We start from the raw sequence: 25,546 nt of genomic DNA, 5'->3' as shown, positions 1-25,546 counted from the left end.
CATGGCTGTTTTGAATTGTGTGACTTCCGGATCAAATTTCCTTATTATTCTGTTGTTCTATATCACTGATATAGTCAAAAGGCGGTACGAAGAAAGGAATTTCTGCCTGTGCTTCATGCTGCATTTCCGGCGCTATGAAACCCCATTGGATGCCTGTCGCCCTCGCAATTTCAGAGTCTGTCGTGCACAGATCACTTTTTGAGATATCGGATAACGATGTTCGTCCAAGTGACTGTGCAACCATTTCCATTTCTGTCACGCAGGAATTTAAATATCGAACCAAATTCTTGGATGCTGTATCCACATCCAGCTCCGAGGTCATTTTGCCGGTATATACAACCAAGCTTGTAGCTGCTTCGAACGGCGCCGATTTCACAATCTGTTCACCGATCAAGGCTAGCATCGCAGCCGTTCCGATGTAGACGGCATCTGCACCCATCGCCATTGCTTTCAACATGCATCCGGGGGTGACTAACCCTCCCGCAGCAATAATGCTGACTTTGCCGGTTGCCCCTTTACGGGCTAAGAAATGTGAAGCGCGTGATATGGCAAACATAGTTGGCAGTCCTAAATCATCCTGCAATGTTGGAGCTCCACCGTGTGTCCCCCCTTCCGCACCGTCAAGCGTGATGAAATCAACTCCGGCCTCCAAGGCGATTTGCAGTTCTTTTTCCAAGTGATGCGTAGCTGCGATTTTAAGCCCGACCGGAACGCCCGTTTCATGTTTGAGACGCTTTACGAGTTGAATGAAATCTTCCTGGGTATTGACGCCTTGAAGTCTGGAGTGAATGACAGCAGGCTCCCCTTCCTGTAAACCAAACACTTCCCGAAAGTCTTCGCCAATGTTTTTTACTGTCGTTCGCTGAGAAGTCGAACCTTGCGCTCCTTGACCGAGCTGAATTTCAATCGCATCCAGCTGCTTATATTTGTCGGGCGTGTTCATCCATCCGCCCCGATTATATTGACCAATAAAAAGATGTGCCGCGTCCCGCTCTTCCCGCATCAATCCTGCTTCCCCTGAATTCGTGGCCGTTCCAACGAAAGTCGAAGCTTTGGCTAGAGCAATCTTGGCATTTTTACTTAGGGCTCCGCCAAACGACATGGCTGCGATCATGATCGGAATCGAAAGGGTAAGCGGTTTTTGTGCGAGCGGACCAATCGTCACGGAAGTTTGAATTCCGATCTGCTCTGGCGTTGGCATTCTAAACAAATGCACGGGATTAAACAACACTTTTTCCCAAGGAGAAAAATGAATGTAGCTTCCCAGAGGCCGAGAAATCGCCGTACCACTGGAAGAACGCATGAGAGTTTCTATAAAGTTTGGAATACCTACCTTACGTCCAACGGGAATTGTCGCAGCCAGGTTTTCGGTATATTGATCCTTTATCATGCGTGACAAGGCTTTGTCTACCGCTTCATTCATGACGGAACGGATAATATTCTCAATGAATTTCATTACCGGCTCCCCGGTCCAAATGGCGAACCATTCCATCGATTTGTTTGGACATCGACAGACACATTTGTTTTATAGTATCCAACTGCCTCGAAGCACTTTGCTCCTCGATTGCAATGTCGACCAGTTCCTTATGATCGAAATTCGTTAATTTTTGATAATGCTCACGTTCAACACTTGATAATGTACCGGATACCGTTTCGATCCGGGTAATTTCTGATTGCAGATAGTTTAGAACATGTTTTACGTCATTAAATTCTATCATCAGGGTTATCTCCTTTCATTCTCATTCTGTTAAAGTAACCCTTTATTCGGATTTACATACAGATTAAATAATTCGTAAAGGAGATAACTGCAGATGACCACTAAAAAATATAGGTATTTCTGTAGAAAAAAAATGTCTTTTTCCGGGTCAATATGTTCGTAATACTTTGCTAATGTTCCTCTGAATACGAAAAAAAATTGCGGTTATACTATTCCAGGTTAATTTATTCCATTTAAGGAAAATTGAGGAGGTTACTGCAATGGCTGCACACTTAGGCGCGCATGAAACAATGGAAGTGCATGAAATTCTTACTTCTTCCATTAATGGTATCAATCATTTTCAGCTTTACCTTTCCTTTGCGAAAGATCAACGGCTTCAGCAAATGCTGGACCGCCAGCTTCAGTTCATGACGAATGAGTACAATCAAATGATCCAAACCCTGAATCAGCAAGGTTATGGCCAACCAGCGCCGTACCGCGGTGAAAACTTCGGAGCTCCGGTTTATGGTCTGGACAATCCAGCTGCACAAAGCCCGAACGTTTCCATGAATAAATTGGATGATTGGGATGTTGCGAGCAGCATGCTCTCCTGTCACAAAGCCTCTGCATCCAAAAAAATGTTGGCCGCGCTGGAATGCGCTAATCCCCAGATTCGCCGGATGATGCAGCAGGGATCCGTCAACTGCTCCGAACAAGCGTATGAAGTTTGGCAATTCATGAATCACATGGGTTACTACCAGGTGCCAACGATGAAAGAAGAAACAACTAATACGATGCTTCAAAGCTACCGGCCGGCTATGAATCAACAAATGAATCAACAAATGAACCAACAAATGAACCAAGCAATGAACCCGGCAATGAATCAAGCAGCTCCGAATGGAATGCAGTAGCAGCAATAATAATGAATAGGTATGGGCCTGCTGATGCAGGCTCGTTCATTCCATACACAAATACGCCTGCAGGATCCCAAGATACTCCTTAATCCGGTAAGGTCATGACTGTAACTGGCCGAAAGTCGTATTGAGAAACAGTGTTCCTATATCGCGACTGTAGTAACCGCCTTGAGAAAGCTATTCATTAAACAATTTTCTCCGAAACTCCGTAGGAGATTGTCCGCTCCATTTGTGAAATTGCTTGGTGAAAAAAAGCGGATCATTGTAGCCAACTGAAGCAGCAATCTGAGCGATGGTAAGCTCTCCCTCCAGCAGCTCCTCGGCCTTCTTCATTCGCACCTTATACAAGTACTGCATGGGCGGCAAGCCCGTTGCCTCCTTGAACAGCCTTGTTAAATGAGCCCTGTGATAGCCGAGCGTATGAGCGATTCCTTCAATAGACAGCTGCTGCCCATACTGTAAGGAAAGCAGCCGGATAGCTTGATCGATTTGACGGTAGGAACGGGACTCCGGTATGCTCACCTCGGAGTTGACCGTTAGATGCACCTGTCCGAGCTCATGCAAAATCAGCCTAAGCCAGCCCGACGCCTCCATGTTTCCGAGCGCTGGAACATTCGTTTTCTCCATGCTTTTCCGCAAATTTCTGAACATCCGCTTCATCGCAGGAAGCGAGCTATCCCGAATGACTGCCCGATCCGGCGAAATGCCGATGGAGGCAAGCGACGACTCTACGATCTCGCCCGAGAAGCCGACCCACATATATTCCCAAGGATTGCTCATGCTTGCCTCGTATTTCACCAAGATGTCGGGGAAAATGACAAACGCATCGCCAGCTTTGCACGAATGAGCGTTTCCTAGTGTTTCAAACATCCCCTCCCCATCAAGCACAATATGAATTAAGTAGTAGTCATGAACAGCTGGCCCAATAAAATGACCGGCAACAGGTCGTCCCTTCCCGCTAAATAATACCGACATTTCTCCCTTTAACGGAGCTGCATTAATACTGAGCGAATAACTATGATGCTTTTCCAACGTTACACCTCCAGATTACCAGCTCTAACTATCATACTAAATGATGCAACATTTCTCCATATAATGCTTCGTTCCTTCCATATTCATTTTCAGCCGTCCTCCTTATACTAAAGGAGTCAGCAATCATCCTTTAGGAGGCCATCACATAATGTCCAAAATTACATTTATCGGAGCTGGAAGCACCGTATTTGCCAAAAACATTCTCGGCGATGTCATGCAGACGCCAGCGCTTCAAGGCTTTGAAATTGCTTTATTCGATATTGATGCGGAGCGTCTCCGCGATTCCGAGCAAATGCTGCTCAATCTTAAGCAGACGAGCGAAAGCACCTGCCAGATTAAAGCTTATTCCGACCGTAAAGAAGCGCTTCGCGGAGCTAAATACATCGTAAACGCCATTCAAGTCGGTGGCTACGATCCTTGTACGATCACCGATTTTGAAATTCCGAAAAAATACGGCTTACGCCAAACGATAGCCGATACCGTCGGTATCGGCGGCATTTTCCGAAACCTGCGCACAATACCGGTTATGCTGGATTTCGCACGCGACATTAAAGAGGTTTGTCCGGACGCCTTGTTCCTGAACTATACGAATCCGATGGCTGTTCTGACCAATGTCATGAACACTTACGGCGGCGTCAACACCGTCGGTCTCTGTCACAGCGTGCAGGTTTGCGTTCCGCATCTGTTCGAGCATTTGAATCTTGACCCGACCGGCGTCAAATACAAAATCGCAGGCATTAACCATATGGCCTGGCTGCTCGAAGCGAGCAAGGACGGCGTTGACTTATATCCGGAAATCAAGCGCCGTGCCGCCGAGAAGCAGCTCGAAAAGCATCATGATATGGTTCGTTACGAGCTTATGCTTAAGTTCGGCTATTACATTACGGAATCGTCCGAGCATAACGCCGAATACCATCCATACTTCATTAAGCGCAGCTATCCGGAGCTTGTCGACCGCTTTAACATTCCGCTCGATGAATATCCCCGCCGCTGCGTAAACCAAATTGAAGGCTGGAAATCCATGCGCGATTCGCTCGTCAATGACCGCAGCCTTGAGCACTGCCGCAGCCATGAATACGCTTCTTATATTCTAGAAGCTATCGAAACGAACAACCCGTTCAAAATCGGCGGCAACGTCATGAACACCGGCTTGATTACAAACCTGCCGAAGGAAGCTTGCGTAGAGGTGCCGTGCCTAGTCGATGCGAACGGCGTTACGCCAACCTATGTCGGCGACCTGCCGCCACAACTGGCTGCGTTAAACCGCACAAACATCAACACGCAGCTGCTGACAATCGAGGCTGCCATTACCGGCAAGCGCGATCATATTTACCATGCAGCCCTGCTCGACCCGCATACATCCGCCGAGCTGTCTATGGATGACATCGTATCGCTATGCGATGAGCTGATTGAAGCGCACGGCAGCTGGCTTCCGAGCTATAAATAAGCGTTACAAGCGTAATAAGGCCGCTCCCCGTAATAACGGAGAGCGGCCTTTTGAACGATTTCACTTGTTTTTAAGCATACTTCGCCCAGCGACTATCGCCCGGCATTGGACATGCGCGATCTTTGTATTTGGCGGCAATGCGCACGAAGCAGCCGCATACGGCGCATGTCGTGCCGTACTGAAACTTCGGGCAGCTGCTGCATTGCCGCAAGCGCTGCTCGTACACGTCATCAGGCACGCTAATGTCAGTTTGGAACATCGGCGCCGCCAATATGCGGTCGATCTGCTCGTCGGTCACGCGATATTCGTCCCGGCAGCCCTTGCACTGATTTTTGCTGCTCATCATAAGAGCTGCCTTATTCCGCAATCAGCTCAAGAACGGTTACGGACATTGCCGAGAGCTTCGCATTGATTTTCGTACCCTCGACTGTAAATGCTTGATAAACGCTTGGCACTACGGCTTCAGGCTGCTCGAAAGTGTTGTGGGCATCTTTGATTGAAGCGGTAAGCTCCGTTCCCGAAACTTTCAAACCCGCCCCGGCTAAGCCGCGAAGATCGATTTCAACATCCGCTCCGGACTGGTTGTCCAGATTGCACAAGCTTACATGAATACGGCCTTCCGCATCCTTGGACGCAGATACGGATACTTGCGGGATTTTCTGATCATTATGCGCGTAATCCTGGCTGTCGATCGTCGTCTTAAGCATCTCTGCGTCCTGATGCACCTTGTACATATCAAATACATGATAAGTTGGCGTTAGCACCATTTTCTCGCCCTCGGTTAAAATAACCGATTGCAGCACGTTAATGACCTGCGCGATATTCGCCATTTGCACCCGATCGCAATGATCGTGGAAAATGTTAAGCGTCACGCCAGCAACGAGCGCATCACGAATCGTGTTCTGCTGGTAGAGGAAGCCCGGATTGGTGCCCGGCTCCACATCGAACCATGTGCCCCACTCGTCTACGATAAGACCGATGCGCTTGCTCGGGTCATAACGGTCCATAATCGTGGAATGGCGCTCGATGAGCTCGTCCATCCAGAGCGCTTTCTTCATCGTGATGTACCATTCATCCTCGGAGAAGCTAGTCGCCGCGCCTTTTCTCGTCCAGTCACCCGGAATTGTATAATAGTGCAGAGAAATCGAATCCATCATCCCGTGAGCTTCGCGCATCACGACATCCATCCAGCGATAATCGTCGACGTTCGGTCCGCAAGCGATTTTGTGGATTTTGTTTTCGCCGTAGTTGCGCACGTAAGTTTGGTATCTTCTATACAGATCCGCGTAATACTCGGGACGCATATTACCGCCGCAGCCCCAGTTCTCGTTGCCGACGCCAAAATATTTAACGTTCCAAGGTTTTTCCCGGCCGTTCTCTTGACGCAATTCCGCCATCGGCGAAACGCCGTCAAACGTCATGTACTCCACCCATTCGGACATTTCCTGAACCGTGCCGCTGCCCACGTTGCCCGAAATGTACGGCTCGCACTCCAGCATCTCGCAAAGCATCAAAAACTCATGCGTGCCAAAATGGTTGTTTTCAACGACGCCGCCCCAGTGCGTATTGATCATCCGCTTACGCGATTCGCGCGGCCCGATGCCGTCCTTCCAGTGATACTCGTCGGCAAAGCAGCCTCCCGGCCAGCGCAGAACCGGAATTTTCAGCTGCTTAAGCGCAGCTACAACATCGTTGCGGATACCGTTCGTATTCGGAATAGGGGAATCCTCGCCCACCCAAATGCCCTCATAAATACAACGTCCCAAATGCTCGGAGAAATGTCCATAAATGTTACGGTTAATCGTGCCTGCCGCCAAATCGGCGTTAATGGTTACCCGGTTTGCCATATGATTCGCCCTCACTTTAATAGATTAGAATTGGATGACTTTATACATTCATTGAATTAATATATTTATTTATTCACTAATATATATATTAATTCTATTCAAATCATAATGGGAGCGGATACATTTTGCAACCCTTAATACGAATAATTTTATATAAATATTTGGAGTAAGACGAATCCGGCCGAAACCCTAAAAAACAAAAAATCACACGCGATTATAAATAATCACGTGTGATTTCTATTTCAGCTCCCGGCGGCGCTGCTTAACGGCGTTTTGCTATTTTCCCAGCGGCAGCCACTGCAAAAAATGCTGAATATGCGTGTCCCAGTAGCCCCATTCATGACTGCCCGGCCCTTCAACGTAAGTTAGCGGATAATCCGCTTCCTTGCAGGCATCGCGGAAGGCAATATTGTCATGGTATAGAAAATCCTCTGTCCCGCAGCACTGGTAAAGCGATGGCTTCGCTAAATCAGACTGAGCTTGTCCGGCGACAAGATGAAGCAGATCCTCATTGGTCCCTTTCATTTCTTTCTCTCCGTATATAAGACGGAAATACGGCTTCATATGAGGCATTGCCGGATCTTTAATATGATTTGCCATATCAAGTGCACCGGACAAGCTGCCCGCAGCGGCAAAGCGATCAGGATGCCTCAGCGCCCATTTGAACGCCCCATAGCCGCCCATCGACAAGCCTGCAACATAATTATCCTCTCTCGCGTCAGATAAAGGGAAGAAGGATCGGGCGATTGCCGGAAGCTCCTCCGTTAGAAAGGTCCAGTACTTATTACCATACTCCATATCCGTATAAAAGCTCTGATGCACATTCGGCATCACAACGGCGAGTCCAAGCTCTGCCACATATCGTTCGATGGACGTTCTTCTTGACCAGATCGTATCGTCATCGGAGAAGCCGTGCAATAAATATAACGTCTTGTGCAGCTTCTGGCTGCTTCGGTTGTTCATCCCGATTTGCGAGGAAGTCTGCTGAGGCAATATAACGGTCATAGAGGTGCTTAAACCCAGCGTATCCGAAAAAAAGTTACAGGTGATAAGAGCCAATCGTTATTCCTCCTTAGATAGATATTGAAACCGTACCTGTTACTGCTAGCATGCTATTAAGATCAACATGATTCTTAAGTAATGTAGCATCAAAATGAAGCGCTTGCAATCCATGCTGCCATGCAGCGCCTTTTACATACGCCATCCGCGTCTTAAGTTTACTTAGTGAACTTTTTTTCAGTCCTTATATGTTTCGAAATAGCGAGGTATAATAGAAACCGGTTAAAGGTTGTATACAAATTTTGCGGAGGTTGATAGAAAATGAAATGGATGCCATTAGAGCGTCGTGGAATATCGGACAGCCGTTTAGCGCTGGGCTGCATGGGATTCGGCGGGAGCTGGGACCTTGCAGACCCTGTTACATCCAGCCACATCCGTCAGGCGGAAGAAGCCGTAGAAGCTGCTCTGTCCATCGGAATTACAATGTACGACCATGCGGACATATATACGAGAGGCAAGGCTGAATCTGTGTTTGGACAAGTTCTTAAGCAGCAGCCTAAGCTTCGCGAACAGATCGTCATTCAATCCAAAGTGGGCATTCAGCTCTCCGACGGCATTTTACCAGGGCGGTTCAATTTCTCGAAAGAGCATATTTTGCCTTCAGTGGACGGCATATTAGAGCGGCTTGGCACAGAATATCTGGACGTGCTGCTGCTGCACCGCCCGGATTCATTGATGGAGCCGGACGAAATCGCTGAAGCCTTCACGAAGCTGAAGCTGTCGGGCAAGGTTCGCAACTTTGGCGTATCGAATATGAGCCCGGGCCAAATTCGCTTCTTGCAAAGCGCATTGCCTGATCCAATCGTCGTAAACCAGCTGGAGATGAGCCTGCTGCGTCATGACTGGATTGATCAAGGCATTCATGTAAACCAAAAGGCCGGCTTAAAAGATAACTTTCCTGAAGGACTCATGGAATTTATGCAAATGGAAAATATTCAAATTCAAGCATGGGGACCGCTGGCTCAAGGAAGATTTTCAGGAAGAGCATCGGAGAACGCGACCGAAGCGGAAATGAAAACAGCCGCTCTCGTGAAGCAAATCGCCGAGGAGAATGAAACGACGCCTGAAGCGATTGTGCTTGCTTGGCTGATGAAGCATCCCGCCCGCATTCAGCCTGTCATCGGCACAGTTAATCCAAAGCGCATTATTGCCTGTAAAGATGCTGTAAAACAGGCGGAAATCATGACTAGAGATCAATGGTACACGCTTCTCGTAAGCGCTAGAGGCGTAAATATGCCTTAAGTCGCAATATTAATCATTTATTATTAATATTTTTTCATTTATTTCTCATAATTGCTCATAATCCTTGTTATTGCTAACTTTTCGCTCTCATGAGCAAAAATCGCCGTTTTGTAGATGTGTTATAGTAAAACACATAATACGAAACGCGGAGGGACATCCTGACAGCATGAGAAAATCAAAACTAATGAAATCGATTGCAAAAGCAGGCATTTGCAGCGCGATCGTCATGTCGGCAATCACTTTTGGATCTTTTGCGCAGAAAACGCATGCAGCAACACCTCAAACGATTGGCCTTATTTCTGTAGGCAAAGAATACCTCGGCACTCCATATAAATTCGGTGCGCCAGCTGGCATTACATACGCTTTTGACTGCTCGTCGTTCACACAGTTTTTGTACAGAGGACTTGACGTTTCCCTTCCGCGAACTTCCGCTGCACAAGCAACGGTTGGCGAGAAGGTCCCAAAAGGTTCTTTGAGCATGGGCGATCTTGTTTTCTTCAAAACGAACGGCAAGTCAATTAGTCATGTAGCCATATACGCAGGCAATAACAAAATCATTCAAAGCTCGAGCAAAGGCGTTAACGTTTCTGATCTAAATTCCAGCTACTGGAGCAAGAACTACGTGACGGCAAGACGCGTATTATAAAAACAACAACTACAAAGCTTGAGGAAGGAGCTGTGATCGCAGTAGGCGATTGCAGCTCTTTCTTATATGTTGCCGAAGCGATCAGGGAGGCCTTAACCGGATGGCTGCCCTTACTTCAAGCTTCCCACATGCCTCTGCCGATACTTAAGCGGTGTTGCTCCTACTACCTTTTTAAACATATGGATGAAATATGAAACATTCGGGTAACCGACTTGAATGCCGACCAGCTCGATCGATAGTGAAGTGGATTGCAGCAGCCTGCTGGCTTGTTTGATTCTCCGGGCGGTCAAATAGTCGGTAATATTGCTGCCTGTCTCCTCATGAAACACGCGAGATACGTAAAATTTGGATAAATGCATCAGCTCGGCTAATTGGTCAAGGCTAACCTCCTCCGCATAATGCGCTTCAATCCATTGCATAATTTGCTCCGAATAGCGCAGCGCCCTCCCGCTCGGATCCATCACTGCGGTATCCCGATTCCCGCCTCCAGCTTTATGAATACAGCCCATAAGTTCCAGCAGAAGTATCGCGACCTCTTCCTGCTCCTGTCCCCTGCCCTGCTTGCTTATGTCGTCGTAATTAGCGAAACAGGATTCTAAGCGGCCGCTTTCCTGCGATAAATCAAATGCAGGCCTGGTCGAGCGACCCTGCCATACCTTCATAAACAAGCTGTGCCGGAGAGGAAACGACAGCAAGCTATCCGTAAAGACGGAGGGCTCAAAGAAAGCTATCGAGCGCCTATAAGGCTTCTCCGGACTCACATTCGCGAATACCTTATGCAGCTGAAAGGGCTGAAACAAAAACAGCATGCCGCGCCGCATTTCATACGTATGCTGGTTTACGATGATGCTGCCTTCTCCCTCATGCACGTACAGCAGCTCCATGCATTGATGCCAGTGATAAAAGCCGGGATAAGCCGTATCCGTTTTTACGCCATGCGACCAAATAAACGTATCGCCATCAAATTTGACAGGATCGAACAGAAAATTCATAGTACCTCCCGCTATGACAAAATCACAATATTTTATCATATAGTATTGCAATTTTTGAGCCAATTGAAAAGCTATAATCGAATCTTTATTGTTTTTGGTAAGCGAAAAAAGACATGCTCGGCTTCATTATACAGTCTCATCAAAACATAAATATCCGGTTCATGTATTATCCAGCTTATACTCCGATTTAGGAACAGCCTAACAAATCAAAAAGGATGCAGCCGGCATCTGCCGTCAGCATCCTTTCGTTTTTCCTTGACTTGACTTCATTACAAGTATATTCATTAATAATTCCATTAACAATTCTTCAATTCTGATATGCCGGCTTCTTCACGCTTGGCCGTCATAGACAAAGCGCCATATTCCCCATTTCTAACCTTTAGCCAGCTGTCCCTTCGCCCCTCGGCGTAAACGCTATCCTTCCGTTTGCAAGCCACACCCTCAAGATCGGACCGTTTGACGAGATCGAATAATGCTATACCTTCTCTCTCCACGAATAACATCTTCTTATAATATGCGTTATCCTCCAAAATCGAGTACAGCAGCTTCTTTCGCTCCAGCAGCGGAGTTTGCCTCAGATCTTTTCCATTAAAATAAAGAATATCGAATACAAAAAATTTCACTGGTTGTATCTTCTTGGCATCGCGGATTCGCGACTCCTTTTTTAACCTGTAACGTTCCTGCAGTGTTCCATATTCAACGGCTCCCGTATACGGATTTACATAAGCTACCTCTCCGTCCAATACAACATCAGCAGGCACACTTAACGGAACATTATGTAACTCGGGATATTGCCGCGTAACATCATTATAGTGTCTCGTATACAATCTCGCTCTGTTCGATATAAAGGAAAGCTGCAGCCGGTGTCCATCAATGATCGGTTCGAAGATATAATCTTCATCATCAAAAGGCTTCTCGCGCTCCGTCATGAGCATAGGTTTTATAAACATAACGACGCCTCCTCCCGTGTAACCATTTTAGCACGGACTCATTCTAAAAATCGGCGGTAAATTTAGGTGCAATTAGCGAATAATCTCACGCGCGGTTTCACATAATAGGGTCAAAAGGAGGCTGAGAAAAGATGGCAAACCGAAATTCAAATCAAATTCTCGTACCTGGGGCGCGCGCAGCGCTAGAACAGTTAAAATTCGAAGTTGCTCAAGAGCTTGGCATTCAACTTCCGCAAGACGGATACTACGGAAATATGACTACACGCGATATGGGCTCCATAGGCGGCTTCATTACACGCCGGCTCGTTCAATTAGCTGAACAGCAGCTCGTAGGCCGCCGTTAATTTTTACATAAATAAGCGCCGAGAAAGCAAAATTGCTGTCTCGGCGCTTATTTGTTGCGTAAATAAATGTTTTTACATGGACAGGGAACTTCCCTTCTGCAGCAAAAGTCGGTAAAATGGGATAGAGTTGTCCCGCTACATAACCATTATCGAACAAATTCCATTAAAGAAAGGAATATTCTAATATGATTATTCAACCGAAAACACGGGGTTTCATTTGTACGACTGCTCATCCGGAGGGCTGCGCCCAGCAGGTGCAGCGCCAAATCGATTATGTAACTGCACAGCCGGCTATCGAAGGACCCCGCAACGTATTGGTCATTGGTGCCTCGACAGGCTACGGTCTTGCTTCCCGTATCGTTTCCTCTTTTGCAGCAGGCGCTAACACGATCGGCGTTTACTTTGATAAAGCCGCTGAGGGCGCACGTACCGCATCAGCTGGCTGGTACAATTCCGCGGCTTTCGAAGAGGCGGCTGCTTCCGCCGGCCGTAAATCCTACAGCATCGTTGGAGATGCGTTCTCTGACGAAATAAAAGCAAAAACAATTGATCTCATTCGCACCGAGCTTGGACAAATTGATCTTGTTGTATATAGCGTCGCTTCTCCTCGTCGCACGCACCCGAAGACAGGTGAAACCTTTGCTTCCGTTATTAAACCGCTTGGCGGCACTTATACGAACAAAACCGTTAATTTCCACAGCGGTGAAGTGACGCAAGCGACGATCGAGCCGGCAACAGAGGACGAGCTGCGCCAAACGATTGCCGTCATGGGAGGCGAAGACTGGCAAATGTGGATTAACGAGCTTGAACAGGCTGGCTTGCTGGCTGAAGGCGCAACTACCGTTGCTTATTCTTATATCGGACCAGAAATTACGCATGCAGTATATCGTGAAGGAACGATCGGCGCTGCGAAAAACGATCTTGAAGCTACGGCTCGCCGTCTTAACGGGCAGCTAAGCGCAAATGGCGGACGGGCATTCGTATCGGTCAATAAAGCACTGGTGACGCAGTCGAGCTCAGCTATTCCTGTCGTACCGCTTTACATTTCTGCACTATATAAAGTAATGAAGGAAAAAGGCATTCATGAGGGCTGCATCGAGCAAATGTATCGCCTGTTCTCTGAGCGTCTGTACAGCAAAGGCGAAACACTCGTAGATGAGAAAAGCCTTATCCGTGTCGATGATTGGGAGATGAGACCGGAAATTCAAGCCGAGGTTGCTGACGTCTGGGCTAAGCTGTCTACAGAAAATGTGTATGAACTATCGGATCTTGAAGGCTACCGCCGTGAATTTTTCCAGCTGTTCGGCTTTGAAACCGACGGAATTGACTATGAAGCAGATATCAACCCGGATGTAAACATCCCTAATCTTCGATAATATTTTCACAAAAAAGGCCAATTCGATCGTTAACGCGATCAAATTGGCCTTTTTGCCATCGATGAAACTTTTGTTTGGAATAGTTAAAAAAAGCCCTTAACCATAAAGGTTAAGGGCTCTTTGTGTAAATACTACAGTTTTACAACGTTTTCTGCTTGTGGTCCACGGTTGCCTTGAGTTACGTTGAACTCAACGCGTTGACCTTCGTCAAGTGTTTTGAAGCCGTCGCCTTGAATTGCGGAGAAATGAACGAATACGTCATTGCCGCCTTCCACTTCGATAAAGCCAAAACCTTTCTCTGCGTTAAACCATTTTACTGTACCTTGTTCCATAATTGATTACCTCCAATAATTTTTTTAACATGTTTTTTCCAGAAAAACTAAAAATCACACATTGAAAAAGATATCATCATACAAATGACAACCTTTTCGATATGTGACTTCAAGGTTTAAATTTGTTGTTTGTAGAAATAATATACCATAGGCTTTTACATTAAGCAAGTCCTCTTGATAAAAATTGTTGAATATTTCTGATTAAGCCAGTGAGAAAACGGGATAACCGCTTCCTCCCCGGGAAATTATAAAGGCTGTTAAGCACCATATCAAACGATTGAGGTGTCCATGCAATGAAAAAGTATATCGTAGTAGCAGCCTTATTATTAGTTACAGGTTGTTCCGCTAATCCTAACCTGACAAACAAGCAAATCCATACGCGGAGTAAAACGCCAACGATTACCGCTGCTCCAAACGTAACGCAAGCCTCTTCAATTGCTACTCCTTCATTAGGAAAGTCATCGATTTCGATGAAGGGATCTCGGTTTAGCGATCCAAACTGGTTGTTCGACGACGGCGACCAAGCACATGTAAGAACTCCAAGGACACATTATCCCAAGGTAAAGAATCCAACTGCACAATACCCTGTTACTCAAAACCCAACTACACAAAATCCAACTACACAAAATCCAACTGAGCAGCCGTCAACTTCTCTCCAATTTGATCAGCAGGTCTTACAAATTGTCAATTCCGAGCGGGCAAAAGCAGGCTTAAGCCCCCTCAGTATGGACAGCAATTTATCCAATATGGCCTTGGTTAAAGCACAGGATTTGATTAACAACAACTACTTTGATCATACGTCTCCGACCTACGGCTCACCCTTCGATATGATGAAAAAGTTTCAAATCACCTATAATGCCGCTGGCGAGAATATCGCTAAAGGCCAGCCTACTCCTGAGCAGGTCATGAACGACTGGATGAATAGCGAGGGTCACAAAGCGAATATTTTGAGCAGCAGCTTTACTCATATCGGCATTGGTTATTTCAAAGGCGCATGGGTACAAGAGTTTACCGGCTAACGCTGTAGTGTACCGGTTTCAATACTCAAACAAGCAGCCGGAACGGGTCCGCCCGGGAAGGCTGCTTATTCTGCTGCTTATTTCACTGCCGGCATAATACCGCTTAAAGCTGTTAGGAGATTATCATTCTCTTCCGCTGTCCCTATCGTTATCCGCAAATGCAATGGCAATCCCCATGTTTTTCCATGACGAACGATAATTCCTCTAGCCATTAATTGCTCATAAATGAAATCTGATTCCGGCCCCAGCTCCACAAGCACAAAGTTGCTCATGCTTTCCGTGTAACGGATTCCCAGCTTTCGAAATGACACATACAAGCGCTCACGCTCCTGCATAACAAGCTCTTGCGACCGTGAAACATGCTCTTTATCCCCGATAGCCGCAATTGCAGCTGTCTGAGCTAATGCGTTTACGTTAAAGGGCTCTTTGACCTGCAGCATGCTTTGTATTATTTCCTGCGGAGCAGCCCCGAAGCCGACTCGAATGCCGGCAAGCCCATATATTTTCGAAAAGGTTTTTAACACCAGCAGCGGATAGCCTGACCGCACAAATTCCATCCCGTCTGAATATTGATCGGCTGAGGCGAAATGGCTATAAGCGGCATCGAGTATAACCATCACCTGTTTAGAAAGGGAATCGAATATGTACTGCAGATCTGTTTTCGATAAAAAAGTACCAGTCGGATTGTTTGGAGAACATAAATATATGATTTTTGTATACTGCGTCACGGCTGCAAGGATGGCCTCCGGATCATATTGAAACTCTGCTTTGAGAGGTACCGCTATCGCTTTGGCTCCCATCAGCTGAGCTCCGAATTCATATTCGCTAAAGGTGGGCCCCGGAACGATAATTTCATTACCCGCATCCAAAAAGGCTTCTGAAACGAGCGTAATGAGCTCATCCCCGCCATTGGTGACAATCACTTGCTCTGATTCAAGGTTATAATGGCTCGCAATCGTTTGCTTCAAGCCTGCTGTCTGAGCGTCCGGATACCGGTGGAGATCCAGCAATGCGGCTTGAATAGCCTCTACCGCTTTCGGGGACGGTCCGAGCGGATTCTCATTTGATGCCAGCTTGATAACACGCTGCAAGCCCAGTTCACTTTGTACTTCCCATATCGGCTTTCCTGGGGAGTAGGGCTTCATCAGCTCTAACGCCTTGCGTGCTTGAACCTCGATTTTCTCTTTCATAGTGGAATCACCCTTAAAATCATAATGAAAACCTTTAATACGATAATACATTAACTCTTTTATGCAGTAAAGAGTTAATGCGAGAGATTATTTATAAACGATATTTGCGGCGAGCCTATGAAACAAGCAAAAAAAAGGAGGAGCCTACAGCAAGGCGCCTCCTCATTTCCGTATCATAAAATTCGATTTCCAAGTCAGCTTTATCCTAATTAGACCTGCTCTACCCTGCTGTCAGCCAAAAAATCGATCATCGAGCGGGCTTGAACCTTACCAGCGGCTGCAGGCTTGCTCATCGCTTCGCCGCTTTCGCGCAGGCGGAATTCCACGGTTTTAGTGACTCCCGGGATGAGATCAAAGAAGTTGTCGGCGAACATGCCTTCGCGCTCGGCGGTAAGCCATACTTGCTTCGCAAGGACATCCGACTCCAGCGTGAACGCCGTGCCGCCGCTGCCCTCAACCTCTTTAATGCGAATATTGGCAGCGGAAAGCTTTAGCTCCTTCGCCTTTACGAAATAAAAGGCTTTGCTGTCTACCAGCTGACCTTCCTGTTCCAGCTCAGCAAACAAGAGAACGCTGCCTGCCTCTAAACCAGCCAGCCACTCCTGCTCATTTACCGAACTGACGACAGCTGCGCTATTGCCCGCCACCGCAACTTTCGTAGACAGCTGCTTAAGCTGCGCGCCAGAAAAACCATATAACGTTAAGCGAAGATCACCGGTAAACGGTGCAAGCAGATCCGTTACGACATGTACATTAACCATACCTTTATCCGTCTTCTCAAATGATAGCAGTGTGTCGGCAAAGCTTCTTTTTGCATAATATTGCATTGCCTTCCACTTGCCGTAATAATCCATGCCGGCCCATGATGCGACTGGCCAGCAATCATTCATTTGCCAATAGAGCGTCCCCATGCAATAAGGCATACGGCGTCGGTGAGCTTCGATGGCCATCTTCATCGCCTCGGCCTGAAGCACTTGACTCATATAGAGAAAAGCCCGGAAGTCCTTCGGCTCGCTCATGTAAATATCCATGTACTCCTTAATTAGACGGTTGCCGTCGCCATTCTTCTGATGTGCCCGCATGACCTTTGAATCAAGCGACAAGTCCTGCTCCGTCGCGAAGGTCATGACTGTATCGTAATCGGGAAACGATTGGAAGCCGTATTCGCTCATGAACCGCCCGATTTTTAAGTTGTAGTTCTCGAACGGCTCAACCGCATGCCAAACACCCCAATAATGAACATCTCCTTCTGTGGAGAGCGGATGCGCATGCTGATTAATGTCTCCCGTCAGTGAAATAAGCGGCGATGAAGGCCAATATTCCGTTCCGGGCGCATAAGCCGAAACCGCATCAGGAAGAATGTGATGGAACACAGCCTCGTAGTCAGCCCAGATGACTGCACGCTGCTCCTGCGTATATTCCTTCTTCCAACCCCAGCCGCCCTCCTCGTCATACTGTGCCCAGGCTGAATCAATCTCGTTATTGCCGCACCACAGCACAATCGAAGGATGATGACGGATCCGCTTCACATTCTCTTCCGCTTCCTGGCGGACATTGTCCAGGAACGCTTGATCGCCCGGATACATGCTGCATGCAAACATGAAGTCCTGCCATACCATTATGCCGTACTCATCGCATAGCTCATAAAAAATCGGCTGCTCGTATATGCCGCCGCCCCAAACCCGCAGCATATTCATGTTTGATTCGACCGCTGTAACGATTTCATGTCTGTAGCGCTCATCCGTCACAGCGGTAATGAAGCTGTCATTCGGGATATGGTTAGCGCCTTTGGCAAACACAGGCACACCGTTCAGCTCAAAATAAAAGGTCGCCCCCGCCGCATCCTTGTCGCGCACTAATCGGACAGAACGCAAGCCGGTGCGGACGGATTTGGCCCCAATCAGCTCTTCATCTTTAATCAGCTCCGCCGTAAAGGTGTATAAATGGGCGTCGCCTAGTCCTCTGCTCCACCAAAGCCTAGGCTGATCAATGACAACCGGCATGTGAATGACATTGTTCCCCGGCTTTAACCCGGCAGCTTGTACCCATGCATGGCCTTCTGTACTCAGCCTCACCAAGCCGTTCCACGCTTGCTCCGACTCTATTTCAACGCTGACCGTTAAGCTGGCAACAGAAGCAGACACCTGATCCTGCTGCACATGTACGTCGATAATTTTGCTGTCAGACCAGCCCTCGAGCCTCGCTTCGCGCCATATACCGCTCGTAACGAACCGCGGTCCCCAATCCCAGCCGTAATGATAGGGCGCTTTTCTGGCAAATACACTAATCTTCTGAACGCCTAATCCGCCAAGCTCAGATTGATCATTCGCAGCTGGCAGATTATAGCCAAGCTTCTCGATTTTCGGCAAATCCTCATGGACTGGGGAACGGAATCGAATGAGCAAAACATTATCCTTCTCCGTCACGATTGACTTTACATTTGCCTTCCATGTTCTAAACATATTATCAGCAGACAATACATGCATGCCATTAACATAAACGTCAGCGTAGGTGTCCAAGCCGTCAAAAACAAGCTCCAGCGAAGAGGCGTGAAACAGATGCTCTTCGATGTCAAAACGCGTCTCGTATTCCCAATCGATTTTGTCGATCCATTGCAAATCATGCTCGTTGGTCGCATAGAACGGATCTTCTATGATTCCATTCCGCAGCAGGTCCGTATGTACGCAACCCGGTACGGCCGCCTCCTTCCATTCTTTCTCCTGACAAGCTTTAAATTTCCAATTGTTCAGCACTTGTTGTGTTTCTCTCATCATGTCCTCCTAAAGGATAAGTCTTTCTATCACTTGTCAATTTTCTATATTTGTCTCTTTTTTCATGCCAAATAAGTCTGGCAGCTCGTCCAGCGTAGTAACATCCGGATGATTGTAAATTTTATTTAAAATCTCTTGGCTATTATGCTTGCCATCGGTTAAATATTAACCTTAATCACCTCTTTTGTTATATTGTTATTGCTTTTTATTTATTTTTCATAACAAATGTATAATCAAAAACAAAATCAGTCAATTGTTTTCTTATTGTTATTTCATACGACTCACACAAAAGCAACCAGTACGACGCGCTTTTACAGTATAAACGCTTGTATTCCTTACTAAAACCCGCTGTCACATAACAAAATAACAAAATCAAATTTTTCTTAATTAAAGAGGTTGAGTACTATCTTTTCAAAAGCAAGTTTTATTGTTTGAGACAATCATGTAAAATGATTAGAAGCAATAAAGCCCATATAAATTGGAAATTTTTTATTCATAAATAGATGACAAACAATCTGAGTAAGGTAGGATGACTTTTATGCGGCGTAAAGTAACGATTCAATCCATAGCTGATTTTACAGGACTATCGAAGTTCGCAGTATCACGGGGGTTGTCTGGTAAATCAGGAGTCAGCCCACAAACAAGGGATTTAATATTGAGAGCGGCAGGTCAGCTCGGTTACTTTAAGGACACTCAAGCTGCGTCTGTGCCCACTGAGCTTATAGATATCGAAGCGCATAAATGGTCGGGGACGATTCTTGTGCTGTTTCCAAACGTGCGGTATCAGAATACCGACTCCCTCTACTGGGGACCGATATTTAACGGCATTTCCATAAGACTAAACCAGAAGGGCATTAACATTCTCACTTTAACGGAGCCTGCCAATGACTCCATGTTTTCTCTACTTAACCCCGAAGCTATAATGGGCATTATAACAGTCGGATCGATATCAACTCCCGTGCTTCTCGATATTAAGCGGTTAGGCATTCCAGCCGTTATGGTCGATCATTTCGATCCGAGCTTTCATTGCGACTCCATCTTTACCGATAACTTGTCCAGTATGAGAGAGATTATGAACGCTGTTATTACGAAAGGCTACAAAAGCTATCAGTTTTTAGGAAATATTAGAGATGCGCAAAGCTTTTACGAACGTTACCTTGGTTTCCGCTCCGCGCTTGAGGATCATGATATCGAATTAAAGCAAATCCCTTCACTTATGGGACCAGAAATCGATAATTTTCACGATACTTTTAAAGCTGCTGTTTTGGAGCACGGCCTGCCTGAAGTGTTCGTTTGCGCTAACGATATAATTGCCTTTTTCGCGATGGAAACGCTAAAGCACATAGGGATGGCTATTCCCGACAATCTCGTTTTTACCGGCTTCGATAATACGCATCCTCAAATTCCTTTCGCAGCTACCGTTAATGTAGACAAGGAGCTGCTGGGCAAACGGGCTGTCGATCAAATGCTTTGGCGGATTCTTAATCCAGGCACGAGCTATGAAAAAACACTCATTCAAGCTGAGGTCATCATAAGAAATTAACACAGATCAAGCGTAAACGGCTGGCGCCGTCTTTGACGGCAAAGGCTCGTTTGGAGGTGAAATATAAGCATCGTATAAGGTTCAAATTTATACTTTCTTATATTTGCAAAAAGGCAGTCCTAAGAGGTCTTTGGACCTTTAAGGACTGCCTTTTTTCTGCTTGACTAACTTAACCTAAAAACTCATTTAAGGGACAATCTCTTCATTTTTAATAAACGATTGTAAATCCTGATCCGCCTTCGATTGATTGCAGGCATTGCAAGCGCAGACGCAATTTACTGGCGTCGTGTGACCGCCCTTTGCACGCGGCAGCAAATGATCGATCGTATCTCCGAATTCACCGCAAAAATAACAAGCATGGTTGTCCCGCTCCAAAACATAGTGCCGGAAATCCTTGTTGCTGAACAAGCGGCGAATCGTGTGACGGTTTACGATAACCGCAGCATGCTCCTTAACGAGCGTTCTCGCGAGCTCCAATTCGATTTCTTGATACCAGCGCCTCCCCTTATCCGTCTTGCCCCTCATCCAAATCGTCCCTTGACGGGTCGTCTTCAGAGCGGCAGGGTCATTAGGCAGCGGGACAGTCGGCAAAGGCGGCACACTGCGCGGCTTATTAGCTTGAGCTTTCCTTCGCATTGCTTTCTGATCTTGAATCGCGATGACGGTTGAAGGAGCTGCAGCGGCCTTCGCCTTTCTGCAAGCCCGGCATGCGCCGCGGCGCGACCCCGCACTTGAACGCCTGCCTGTTCGTCTAAGAAATTGTGAGATAGGCTTTGTTTCCTTGCAATTCGCGCATTGTTTCGTGACAAGAGGTTCTGTTTCATCCATTCGTTATTCCGGGCCCGGATCCCTTTCTCCGCTCCCGATTTCGTCCCCTCTGTTTTTCTACTATTGTAGCATTAATTGCGATTCCATGGGAGCTTCGCCCTAATTGCGTTTTCCGTTATTTTCGTTATCATGGTCTTCCCATCTGCGCGAATACGCCTTATTCGTAATCCAAAACGTGATCCATGCTAAAATAACGACAATAATGGCTGCGGCGACCCATACGCCAACCGGCACTTCCATTCGATCCCCTCCCGTCATTCATCTTCATTATTAAAGGTTACAATACTCTGCTTTGATTCGTTCACATGAAGCTGGAATACGTCAGGGCGGTTATAGTGGCCAACAACGTCGAAGTCAAAGCGGCTCGCCGTCACAGCCTCCATATCCAAATCCGCATATAAAATACACTCTTGCCCGTACACCGGCTCCGTTACATAATCGCCCAGCGGCCCTACGATCGTGCTGCCTCCCCGGCATAGCGTATCCGGCTCCTGCGCAAGCTCAGCATAGCCGTTCAAATCAGCCGGATACGAATCCTTCGTGACGAACTGGTTGCTGGACATGACGTAGCACCTGCCTTCGCACGCTATATGCTGCAAAGTCGCTTGCCACGTATCCCGCGCATCGGCTGTTGGCGCAACCAAAATATCAATCCCTTTCGCATACAAGGCGGTTCTTGCAAGAGGCATATAGTTTTCCCAACATATCAAACCGCCTATACGGCCAAACGGAGTTTCTATAACGGTAAGCGTGCTTCCGTCTCCTTGTCCCCATAACAAGCGTTCCGAGCCGGTCGGCATCAGCTTCCGATGCTTGCCGAGCAGCCTGCCATCGGGTCCAATGTAGACAATGCTGTTATAAAGCGTCGAATGGCTGTACTCCCGATCCCGTTCCACGACGCCAATAATCAAATAAACGCCTGCTTCCTTCGCGATCTCTCCAAGCAGTTCCGTATCCTCTCCAGGAATTTCGATTGCGCTGCCCCAGTATTTTGCCCAATCCTTACGGCCTTCCATCGTTCTGCTGCCGACTCTAGCGCCGAAGGATAGACCTCTCGGATAGCCCGCTATGAATACTTCGGGAAAGAGAAGCAATTGGGCGCCTTGCGCCTGTGCTTCCTTGGCATAGCTCGCTATTTTCTGAATGGCGGACTGTTTATCGAATAATACCGGCGCCGCCTGAACGACAGCTGCTCTTACCTTTCGTTCGTTCATAATCGTCGTCTCCTTTTTATCCCCGTTCCATTGCCCTTGCCTAACCTTATAGGATTATCATAGTGTGTTCCAGGCGTACTGTAACCGTCCAATTGGTGCGTAAATCATCCAACCAATTTTCAAATACGCAGCCTACCGTTTTGAGCGCATCCTAGTTATGTAAAAAAAGACAACCGAAAGAATATCTGGCTGTCTTAACTTTTATTGCAAAGATTAATAGCTTTCAACTGCTTTCTATGCTGCATAGAGGTATTTTATGGTCTTAATCTTTGAGCTCCCGGTAGTGACCAAACTTGAGAGGACTTTTTTGGTCTTATTCACGCTGAATGGGTCTCATACTCATTCAAAACCGCTGATAACGCCAAAATTTACCTCTATTTCCGTTGGTAAAGCAGAAATAGGCGTGATAGCGCCACTAATTACCGTTATACTTTTAACACCATTCGAGTTCATACACAGTAGCTTTTGTGAATTCAAGCGCATCCAAACTTTTTTCCAGCATGTATAGCTTGGAGCAGTACTTTGATCTGACACACAAGGCCTCCCCTCTCCCCATGCTTACTCATTCATTTACTTTATCACCTTTCATTAATCGTTCCATTACTTGAATCGATTAGTTAGTATTTGTCCTCCTATGCTTTGTTTGTTATGATTATACAAAGAAAATCGTTTGAAGCAGGCTTGCGCAGCAAGCCTAAGCTCATGCTTACGATGCAGGTTTGCTGCGCAAACCTTTAAGGAGGAACACATGCAAAAGGTTAAAATTTTTTCTGGCACCTCGAACCAAAGGCTTGCCGAAGAGCTGTGCAAGGAGCTTGATCTTCCGCTAGGAAATGTCACCATTTCCAGATTGCAGAGCGGCGAAATTCATGTATCCTACCAGGAATCAATTCGCACGTGCGACGTGTTTATCGTGCAATCGCTATCCCATCCCGTAAACGAGCATTTGATCGAGACGCTCATCATGATCGATGCGGCTAAGCGCGCATCGGCTAAAACGATCAATATCGTCATGCCTTACTATGGCTACGCCCGTCAGGAAAGAAAATCGGCGCCGCGCGAGCCGATCTCCGCTAAGCTGGTAGCGGATGTGCTGACTACTGTCGGCGCCAACCGGATTATTACGGTTGATTTGCATGCCGATCCGATTCAAGGCTTTTTCGATATTCCAGTCGATCATTTAACCGCGCTTGATATGATCATCGAATATTTAAGAGGCAAAAAAATTAAAAACCCTGTCGTTGTATCCCCTGATGCGGGAAGAGCTACAACCGCCGAGAAGCTTGCTGGTTTACTCGATTGCCCTTTCGCGATTATGATTAAAAACCGCCCGGCTCATAACCAATCCGAGATTACGCATATCATCGGGGACGTGGAAGATATGACTCCGATCATTATCGAAGACTTAATCGATACGGGCAGCACGATCGTTAACGTCGTAGAGGCGCTTAAGAAAAAAGGCGCGCATGATTCTTACATATGTGCAACGCACGGGCTTTTCTCAGCGAATGCACTGGAGAAACTCAACCATCCGAATATCCGCGAGGTCGTCATTACGGATACGATCGCGATCGATGAGGCGCATACGGATAAGTTTGTCGTTCTTCCAATGTCGCCGCTGCTTGCTACAGCGATCAAAATTATTACGGAAGGCGGCTCCATTGCCACCTTGTTCAAAGCTGGCACATAATGGTTATCCGATAGCCGCTATGCTCTATAGAACAATTCCCCCACCCCCTTGTTTAACGGCAAGGGGGTGGTTTTTGTCATGCATAGCTTTGGAAAATCGTGGAAAAATAAGCTGACGCCTCATCACTTTGGCGGGTAATGAGGAATGGACCGATGAATGAGCAGTCAGAAAATCATTCAGGAGCATGAAATCGGGTTTGGCATATACGTAAGAGCTTTCCAATACAAGGAATTTAAAAAAGTGGAAGACAATTGGGGCAAGGCGGTCAAGGATGCGGATATTAACGTGAAATTGGATCTCACAACCGGGGCCATGGGGCCGGTGAAGTAATAGCTTTGGCAAAAAAAGCGGGCACCACCCTAAGCGCTGGTCAAGCCCCATTTTTATAGATCGAGACGCAGCGGCAGCCTGAACCGTGTGCATAGACTGCCGCTGCAATATTTTTGATGGAAGAATGCTTCGTGAGCTTTCTGCGGTTTCTCGAACCAGCGGGCTACTTGGTCGGCGATCTGTTGATCCGTGGCTGCTTGCATAAGGCATTTGTACGATGTGTTCGGGCAGCGGTCCGGTCATGGCATTGGTCCATTCTGTCACTGCCATCAAATAAGGGCGGGTCCGGCTCCAATACTCGATTCCAACCTTTTCATCCCATGGGGATTCCTTGTGTGCCATAAGAGTCTCAAACAACTGCTCCGCACAATAGGAGGCGGTATTGCAGCCTTGACCCGTTACCGGATCTGCAAGGAAGACACTGTCACCGCATCCTAACACCAAAGTGCCGTTCAGCATCAGATACGGCCGGTGAATAACCGGTGTAATCGCTGCTTGTAGATAAGCCGCCTCATCTACAAGGGAGAAACGATCCAAGTCGACACGACCGTAAATCTCCGGAAAATTTTCCTGCAGAATGCTCTCCATCCGTTCCTCAAAATCTTGAGCTGTCCTTACTCCTATAAAGGCATCCAATATCCCATCAGGCAGCGCTTCTATGAATAAAATGGTAACCGGTCCCTGAGAGTTCATAAGATTCAGCCAAGCTCTTAATCTCGTTCCGGAATACGCGGGCTTTACGAAAGCGCACGCCGTGCTGCACCAATTTATCCATCGCCTCGGAGAAGGCCATCCGCTGATCGACAGACGTTGCCGCGCCTGTCAGCCTCCCTACAAATAGCTTCTCCCGGCCCATGTTGAAGTGGATGGTTTTAATGGAAGGGGCAACATCCGTTTCCGGCATATGAAAGCGCTGCTCCCGTTCCAACGTCGGTCGAAAATAAACCTGGGTCGATTGAATTCTTCCGCTGCGAATCTCATCCGGTTCCTCGTGAAGCAGCGTTACGTCAAAATCATTTTTCAAGGAAAATGCAAGCTGCAGTCCCGCGGTACCGCTTCCGATAATTCCAATCCGTTTGTTCAT

At 47.0% G+C, this 25,546-nt stretch carries 26 protein-coding genes; 9 read left to right on the top strand and 17 right to left on the bottom strand.

The window, feature by feature from the left end; all coding sequences use genetic code 11:
• Positions 1–31: 31 nt before the first annotated feature.
• Together ASG81_RS04380 and ASG81_RS04375 are read right to left on the bottom strand one after the other, a co-directional pair.
• Positions 32–1,456, bottom strand: coding sequence for an FMN-binding glutamate synthase family protein (locus ASG81_RS04380; RefSeq protein ID WP_081417129.1), 1,425 nt, complete (start codon positions 1,454–1,456; stop codon positions 32–34).
• Positions 1,443–1,718, bottom strand: a complete 276-nt coding sequence (locus ASG81_RS04375) for a hypothetical protein (protein WP_056629595.1) — start codon at positions 1,716–1,718, stop codon at positions 1,443–1,445. Before ASG81_RS04375 ends, ASG81_RS04380 begins: the two co-directional genes overlap by 14 nt.
• Positions 1,719–1,977: 259 nt before the next feature.
• On the opposite strand from ASG81_RS04375, the gene ASG81_RS04370 reads away from it, so the two are divergent.
• Positions 1,978–2,607, top strand: coding sequence for a spore coat protein (locus ASG81_RS04370; protein ID WP_081417128.1), 630 nt, complete (start codon positions 1,978–1,980; stop codon positions 2,605–2,607).
• Between the two features lie 180 nt (positions 2,608–2,787).
• Here the strand turns inward: ASG81_RS04370 and ASG81_RS04365 are convergent, their stop codons facing one another.
• The gene (locus ASG81_RS04365) at positions 2,788–3,642 is read right to left on the bottom strand and encodes an AraC family transcriptional regulator (protein ID WP_056629593.1); all 855 of its coding nucleotides are present in this window, start codon (positions 3,640–3,642) and stop codon (positions 2,788–2,790) included.
• Between the two features lie 148 nt (positions 3,643–3,790).
• On the opposite strand from ASG81_RS04365, the gene ASG81_RS04360 reads away from it, so the two are divergent.
• Positions 3,791–5,089 (top strand): alpha-glucosidase/alpha-galactosidase, encoded by a 1,299-nt coding sequence (locus ASG81_RS04360; protein WP_056629591.1) that lies wholly within the window; start codon positions 3,791–3,793, stop codon positions 5,087–5,089.
• Positions 5,090–5,159: 70 nt separating this feature from the next.
• Here the strand turns inward: ASG81_RS04360 and ASG81_RS04355 are convergent, their stop codons facing one another.
• From ASG81_RS04355 to ASG81_RS04345, 3 genes are all read right to left on the bottom strand, one after another.
• Positions 5,160–5,456, bottom strand: coding sequence for a DUF6171 family protein (locus ASG81_RS04355; RefSeq protein WP_235548726.1), 297 nt, complete (start codon positions 5,454–5,456; stop codon positions 5,160–5,162).
• Positions 5,446–6,936, bottom strand: coding sequence for an alpha-N-arabinofuranosidase (locus ASG81_RS04350; protein ID WP_056629588.1), 1,491 nt, complete (start codon positions 6,934–6,936; stop codon positions 5,446–5,448). Before ASG81_RS04350 ends, ASG81_RS04355 begins: the two co-directional genes overlap by 11 nt.
• 276 nt (positions 6,937–7,212) lie before the next feature.
• Positions 7,213–7,995 (bottom strand): alpha/beta hydrolase, encoded by a 783-nt coding sequence (locus tag ASG81_RS04345; protein ID WP_056629586.1) that lies wholly within the window; start codon positions 7,993–7,995, stop codon positions 7,213–7,215.
• A gap of 261 nt (positions 7,996–8,256) precedes the next feature.
• Here ASG81_RS04345 and ASG81_RS04340 point away from each other — a divergent pair, with 261 nt between their 5' ends.
• Both ASG81_RS04340 and ASG81_RS04335 read left to right on the top strand, forming a co-directional pair.
• Positions 8,257–9,237, top strand: a complete 981-nt coding sequence (locus ASG81_RS04340; RefSeq protein ID WP_056629584.1) for an aldo/keto reductase — start codon at positions 8,257–8,259, stop codon at positions 9,235–9,237.
• 166 nt (positions 9,238–9,403) lie between these two features.
• The gene (locus tag ASG81_RS04335; protein ID WP_056629583.1) at positions 9,404–9,883 is read left to right on the top strand and encodes a C40 family peptidase; all 480 of its coding nucleotides are present in this window, start codon (positions 9,404–9,406) and stop codon (positions 9,881–9,883) included.
• 110 nt (positions 9,884–9,993) lie between these two features.
• Here the strand turns inward: ASG81_RS04335 and ASG81_RS04330 are convergent, their stop codons facing one another.
• A complete protein-coding gene (locus ASG81_RS04330; protein WP_056629581.1) occupies positions 9,994–10,875 on the bottom strand; it encodes a helix-turn-helix domain-containing protein in 882 nt (293 codons plus the stop codon).
• 296 nt (positions 10,876–11,171) lie between these two features.
• On the bottom strand, positions 11,172–11,825 hold the full coding sequence (locus ASG81_RS04325) for an ATP-dependent DNA ligase (RefSeq protein WP_056629579.1): 654 nt from the start codon (positions 11,823–11,825) through the stop codon (positions 11,172–11,174).
• Positions 11,826–11,956: 131 nt separating this feature from the next.
• Between ASG81_RS04325 and ASG81_RS04320 the strand changes: the two genes are divergently transcribed.
• Together ASG81_RS04320 and fabV are read left to right on the top strand one after the other, a co-directional pair.
• Positions 11,957–12,169, top strand: coding sequence for an alpha/beta-type small acid-soluble spore protein (locus ASG81_RS04320; protein WP_056629576.1), 213 nt, complete (start codon positions 11,957–11,959; stop codon positions 12,167–12,169).
• Positions 12,170–12,354: 185 nt separating this feature from the next.
• Complete coding sequence (gene fabV / locus ASG81_RS04315) at positions 12,355–13,545, top strand: enoyl-ACP reductase FabV (RefSeq protein WP_056629573.1); 1,191 nt, start codon at positions 12,355–12,357, stop codon at positions 13,543–13,545.
• A 131-nt stretch (positions 13,546–13,676) separates the two neighbouring features.
• Here fabV and ASG81_RS04310 read toward each other — a convergent pair whose 3' ends face one another.
• Entirely contained in the window at positions 13,677–13,877 is a 201-nt protein-coding gene (locus tag ASG81_RS04310) for a cold-shock protein (RefSeq protein WP_056629570.1), read from the bottom strand.
• Positions 13,878–14,170: 293 nt separating this feature from the next.
• On the opposite strand from ASG81_RS04310, the gene ASG81_RS04305 reads away from it, so the two are divergent.
• Positions 14,171–14,896 carry a CAP domain-containing protein gene (locus tag ASG81_RS04305; RefSeq protein WP_056629567.1) on the top strand — a complete coding sequence of 242 codons (726 nt, stop codon included), beginning with the start codon at positions 14,171–14,173 and terminating at the stop codon, positions 14,894–14,896.
• A 77-nt stretch (positions 14,897–14,973) separates the two neighbouring features.
• On the opposite strand, the gene hisC is transcribed toward ASG81_RS04305, so the two are convergent.
• Together hisC and ASG81_RS04295 are read right to left on the bottom strand one after the other, a co-directional pair.
• Positions 14,974–16,086, bottom strand: coding sequence for a histidinol-phosphate transaminase (gene hisC, locus ASG81_RS04300; protein ID WP_056629564.1), 1,113 nt, complete (start codon positions 16,084–16,086; stop codon positions 14,974–14,976).
• 209 nt (positions 16,087–16,295) lie between these two features.
• Positions 16,296–18,857, bottom strand: coding sequence for a beta-mannosidase (locus ASG81_RS04295; protein ID WP_056629562.1), 2,562 nt, complete (start codon positions 18,855–18,857; stop codon positions 16,296–16,298).
• A 538-nt stretch (positions 18,858–19,395) separates the two neighbouring features.
• On the opposite strand from ASG81_RS04295, the gene ASG81_RS04290 reads away from it, so the two are divergent.
• Positions 19,396–20,400: a LacI family DNA-binding transcriptional regulator gene (locus tag ASG81_RS04290; protein ID WP_056629561.1), complete on the top strand. Its 1,005-nt coding sequence runs from the start codon at positions 19,396–19,398 to the stop codon at positions 20,398–20,400.
• 186 nt (positions 20,401–20,586) lie between these two features.
• Here the strand turns inward: ASG81_RS04290 and ASG81_RS04285 are convergent, their stop codons facing one another.
• From ASG81_RS04285 to ASG81_RS30605, 4 genes are all read right to left on the bottom strand, one after another.
• On the bottom strand, positions 20,587–21,228 hold the full coding sequence (locus ASG81_RS04285; protein WP_056629559.1) for an HNH endonuclease: 642 nt from the start codon (positions 21,226–21,228) through the stop codon (positions 20,587–20,589).
• 99 nt (positions 21,229–21,327) lie between these two features.
• Entirely contained in the window at positions 21,328–21,468 is a 141-nt protein-coding gene (locus tag ASG81_RS31825; protein ID WP_200961424.1) for a hypothetical protein, read from the bottom strand.
• 14 nt (positions 21,469–21,482) lie between these two features.
• Entirely contained in the window at positions 21,483–22,442 is a 960-nt protein-coding gene (locus ASG81_RS04280; RefSeq protein WP_056629557.1) for a carbon-nitrogen hydrolase family protein, read from the bottom strand.
• Positions 22,443–22,781: 339 nt separating this feature from the next.
• Positions 22,782–22,976 carry a hypothetical protein gene (locus tag ASG81_RS30605; protein ID WP_155971204.1) on the bottom strand — a complete coding sequence of 65 codons (195 nt, stop codon included), beginning with the start codon at positions 22,974–22,976 and terminating at the stop codon, positions 22,782–22,784.
• A 214-nt stretch (positions 22,977–23,190) separates the two neighbouring features.
• Here ASG81_RS30605 and ASG81_RS04270 point away from each other — a divergent pair, with 214 nt between their 5' ends.
• Positions 23,191–24,132: a ribose-phosphate diphosphokinase gene (locus tag ASG81_RS04270; RefSeq protein ID WP_056629553.1), complete on the top strand. Its 942-nt coding sequence runs from the start codon at positions 23,191–23,193 to the stop codon at positions 24,130–24,132.
• 24 nt (positions 24,133–24,156) lie between these two features.
• On the opposite strand, the gene ASG81_RS32485 is transcribed toward ASG81_RS04270, so the two are convergent.
• Both ASG81_RS32485 and ASG81_RS32480 read right to left on the bottom strand, forming a co-directional pair.
• Positions 24,157–25,155 carry a styrene monooxygenase/indole monooxygenase family protein gene (locus ASG81_RS32485; RefSeq protein WP_235548725.1) on the bottom strand — a complete coding sequence of 333 codons (999 nt, stop codon included), beginning with the start codon at positions 25,153–25,155 and terminating at the stop codon, positions 24,157–24,159.
• Positions 25,106–25,546 (bottom strand): hypothetical protein, encoded by a 441-nt coding sequence (locus tag ASG81_RS32480; RefSeq protein ID WP_056629548.1) that lies wholly within the window; start codon positions 25,544–25,546, stop codon positions 25,106–25,108. Before ASG81_RS32480 ends, ASG81_RS32485 begins: the two co-directional genes overlap by 50 nt.

Origin of the sequence: Paenibacillus sp. Soil522, from assembly GCF_001428245.1 — a bacterium.
GTDB lineage: Bacteria > Bacillota > Bacilli > Paenibacillales > Paenibacillaceae > Pristimantibacillus.
Note: the sequence above shows the minus strand (reverse complement) of the source record. Positions and strands in the feature narration are given on the sequence as shown.

Bases quoted from the DNA above. Each gene is read 5' to 3' on its own strand.
- ASG81_RS04295 (WP_056629562.1), bottom strand. From the start codon at position 18,857: ATGAGAGAAACACAACAAGTGCTGAACAATTGGAAATTTAAAGCTTGT.
- ASG81_RS04340 (WP_056629584.1), top strand. From the start codon at position 8,257: ATGAAATGGATGCCATTAGAGCGTCGTGGAATATCGGACAGCCGTTTA.
- ASG81_RS04330 (WP_056629581.1), bottom strand. From the start codon at position 10,875: ATGAATTTTCTGTTCGATCCTGTCAAATTTGATGGCGATACGTTTATT.
- hisC (WP_056629564.1), bottom strand. From the start codon at position 16,086: ATGAAAGAGAAAATCGAGGTTCAAGCACGCAAGGCGTTAGAGCTGATG.
- ASG81_RS04325 (WP_056629579.1), bottom strand. From the start codon at position 11,825: ATGTTTATAAAACCTATGCTCATGACGGAGCGCGAGAAGCCTTTTGAT.
- ASG81_RS04290 (WP_056629561.1), top strand. From the start codon at position 19,396: ATGCGGCGTAAAGTAACGATTCAATCCATAGCTGATTTTACAGGACTA.
- ASG81_RS04305 (WP_056629567.1), top strand. From the start codon at position 14,171: ATGAAAAAGTATATCGTAGTAGCAGCCTTATTATTAGTTACAGGTTGT.
- ASG81_RS32485 (WP_235548725.1), bottom strand. From the start codon at position 25,155: ATGAACTCTCAGGGACCGGTTACCATTTTATTCATAGAAGCGCTGCCT.
- ASG81_RS04280 (WP_056629557.1), bottom strand. From the start codon at position 22,442: ATGAACGAACGAAAGGTAAGAGCAGCTGTCGTTCAGGCGGCGCCGGTA.
- ASG81_RS04270 (WP_056629553.1), top strand. From the start codon at position 23,191: ATGCAAAAGGTTAAAATTTTTTCTGGCACCTCGAACCAAAGGCTTGCC.
- ASG81_RS04285 (WP_056629559.1), bottom strand. From the start codon at position 21,228: ATGGATGAAACAGAACCTCTTGTCACGAAACAATGCGCGAATTGCAAG.
- ASG81_RS04360 (WP_056629591.1), top strand. From the start codon at position 3,791: ATGTCCAAAATTACATTTATCGGAGCTGGAAGCACCGTATTTGCCAAA.
- ASG81_RS32480 (WP_056629548.1), bottom strand. From the start codon at position 25,546: ATGAACAAACGGATTGGAATTATCGGAAGCGGTACCGCGGGACTGCAG.
- ASG81_RS04310 (WP_056629570.1), bottom strand. From the start codon at position 13,877: ATGGAACAAGGTACAGTAAAATGGTTTAACGCAGAGAAAGGTTTTGGC.
- ASG81_RS04380 (WP_081417129.1), bottom strand. From the start codon at position 1,456: ATGAAATTCATTGAGAATATTATCCGTTCCGTCATGAATGAAGCGGTA.
- ASG81_RS04370 (WP_081417128.1), top strand. From the start codon at position 1,978: ATGGCTGCACACTTAGGCGCGCATGAAACAATGGAAGTGCATGAAATT.
- ASG81_RS04320 (WP_056629576.1), top strand. From the start codon at position 11,957: ATGGCAAACCGAAATTCAAATCAAATTCTCGTACCTGGGGCGCGCGCA.
- ASG81_RS31825 (WP_200961424.1), bottom strand. From the start codon at position 21,468: ATGGAAGTGCCGGTTGGCGTATGGGTCGCCGCAGCCATTATTGTCGTT.
- ASG81_RS04375 (WP_056629595.1), bottom strand. From the start codon at position 1,718: ATGATAGAATTTAATGACGTAAAACATGTTCTAAACTATCTGCAATCA.
- fabV (WP_056629573.1), top strand. From the start codon at position 12,355: ATGATTATTCAACCGAAAACACGGGGTTTCATTTGTACGACTGCTCAT.
- ASG81_RS04350 (WP_056629588.1), bottom strand. From the start codon at position 6,936: ATGGCAAACCGGGTAACCATTAACGCCGATTTGGCGGCAGGCACGATT.
- ASG81_RS04335 (WP_056629583.1), top strand. From the start codon at position 9,404: ATGAGAAAATCAAAACTAATGAAATCGATTGCAAAAGCAGGCATTTGC.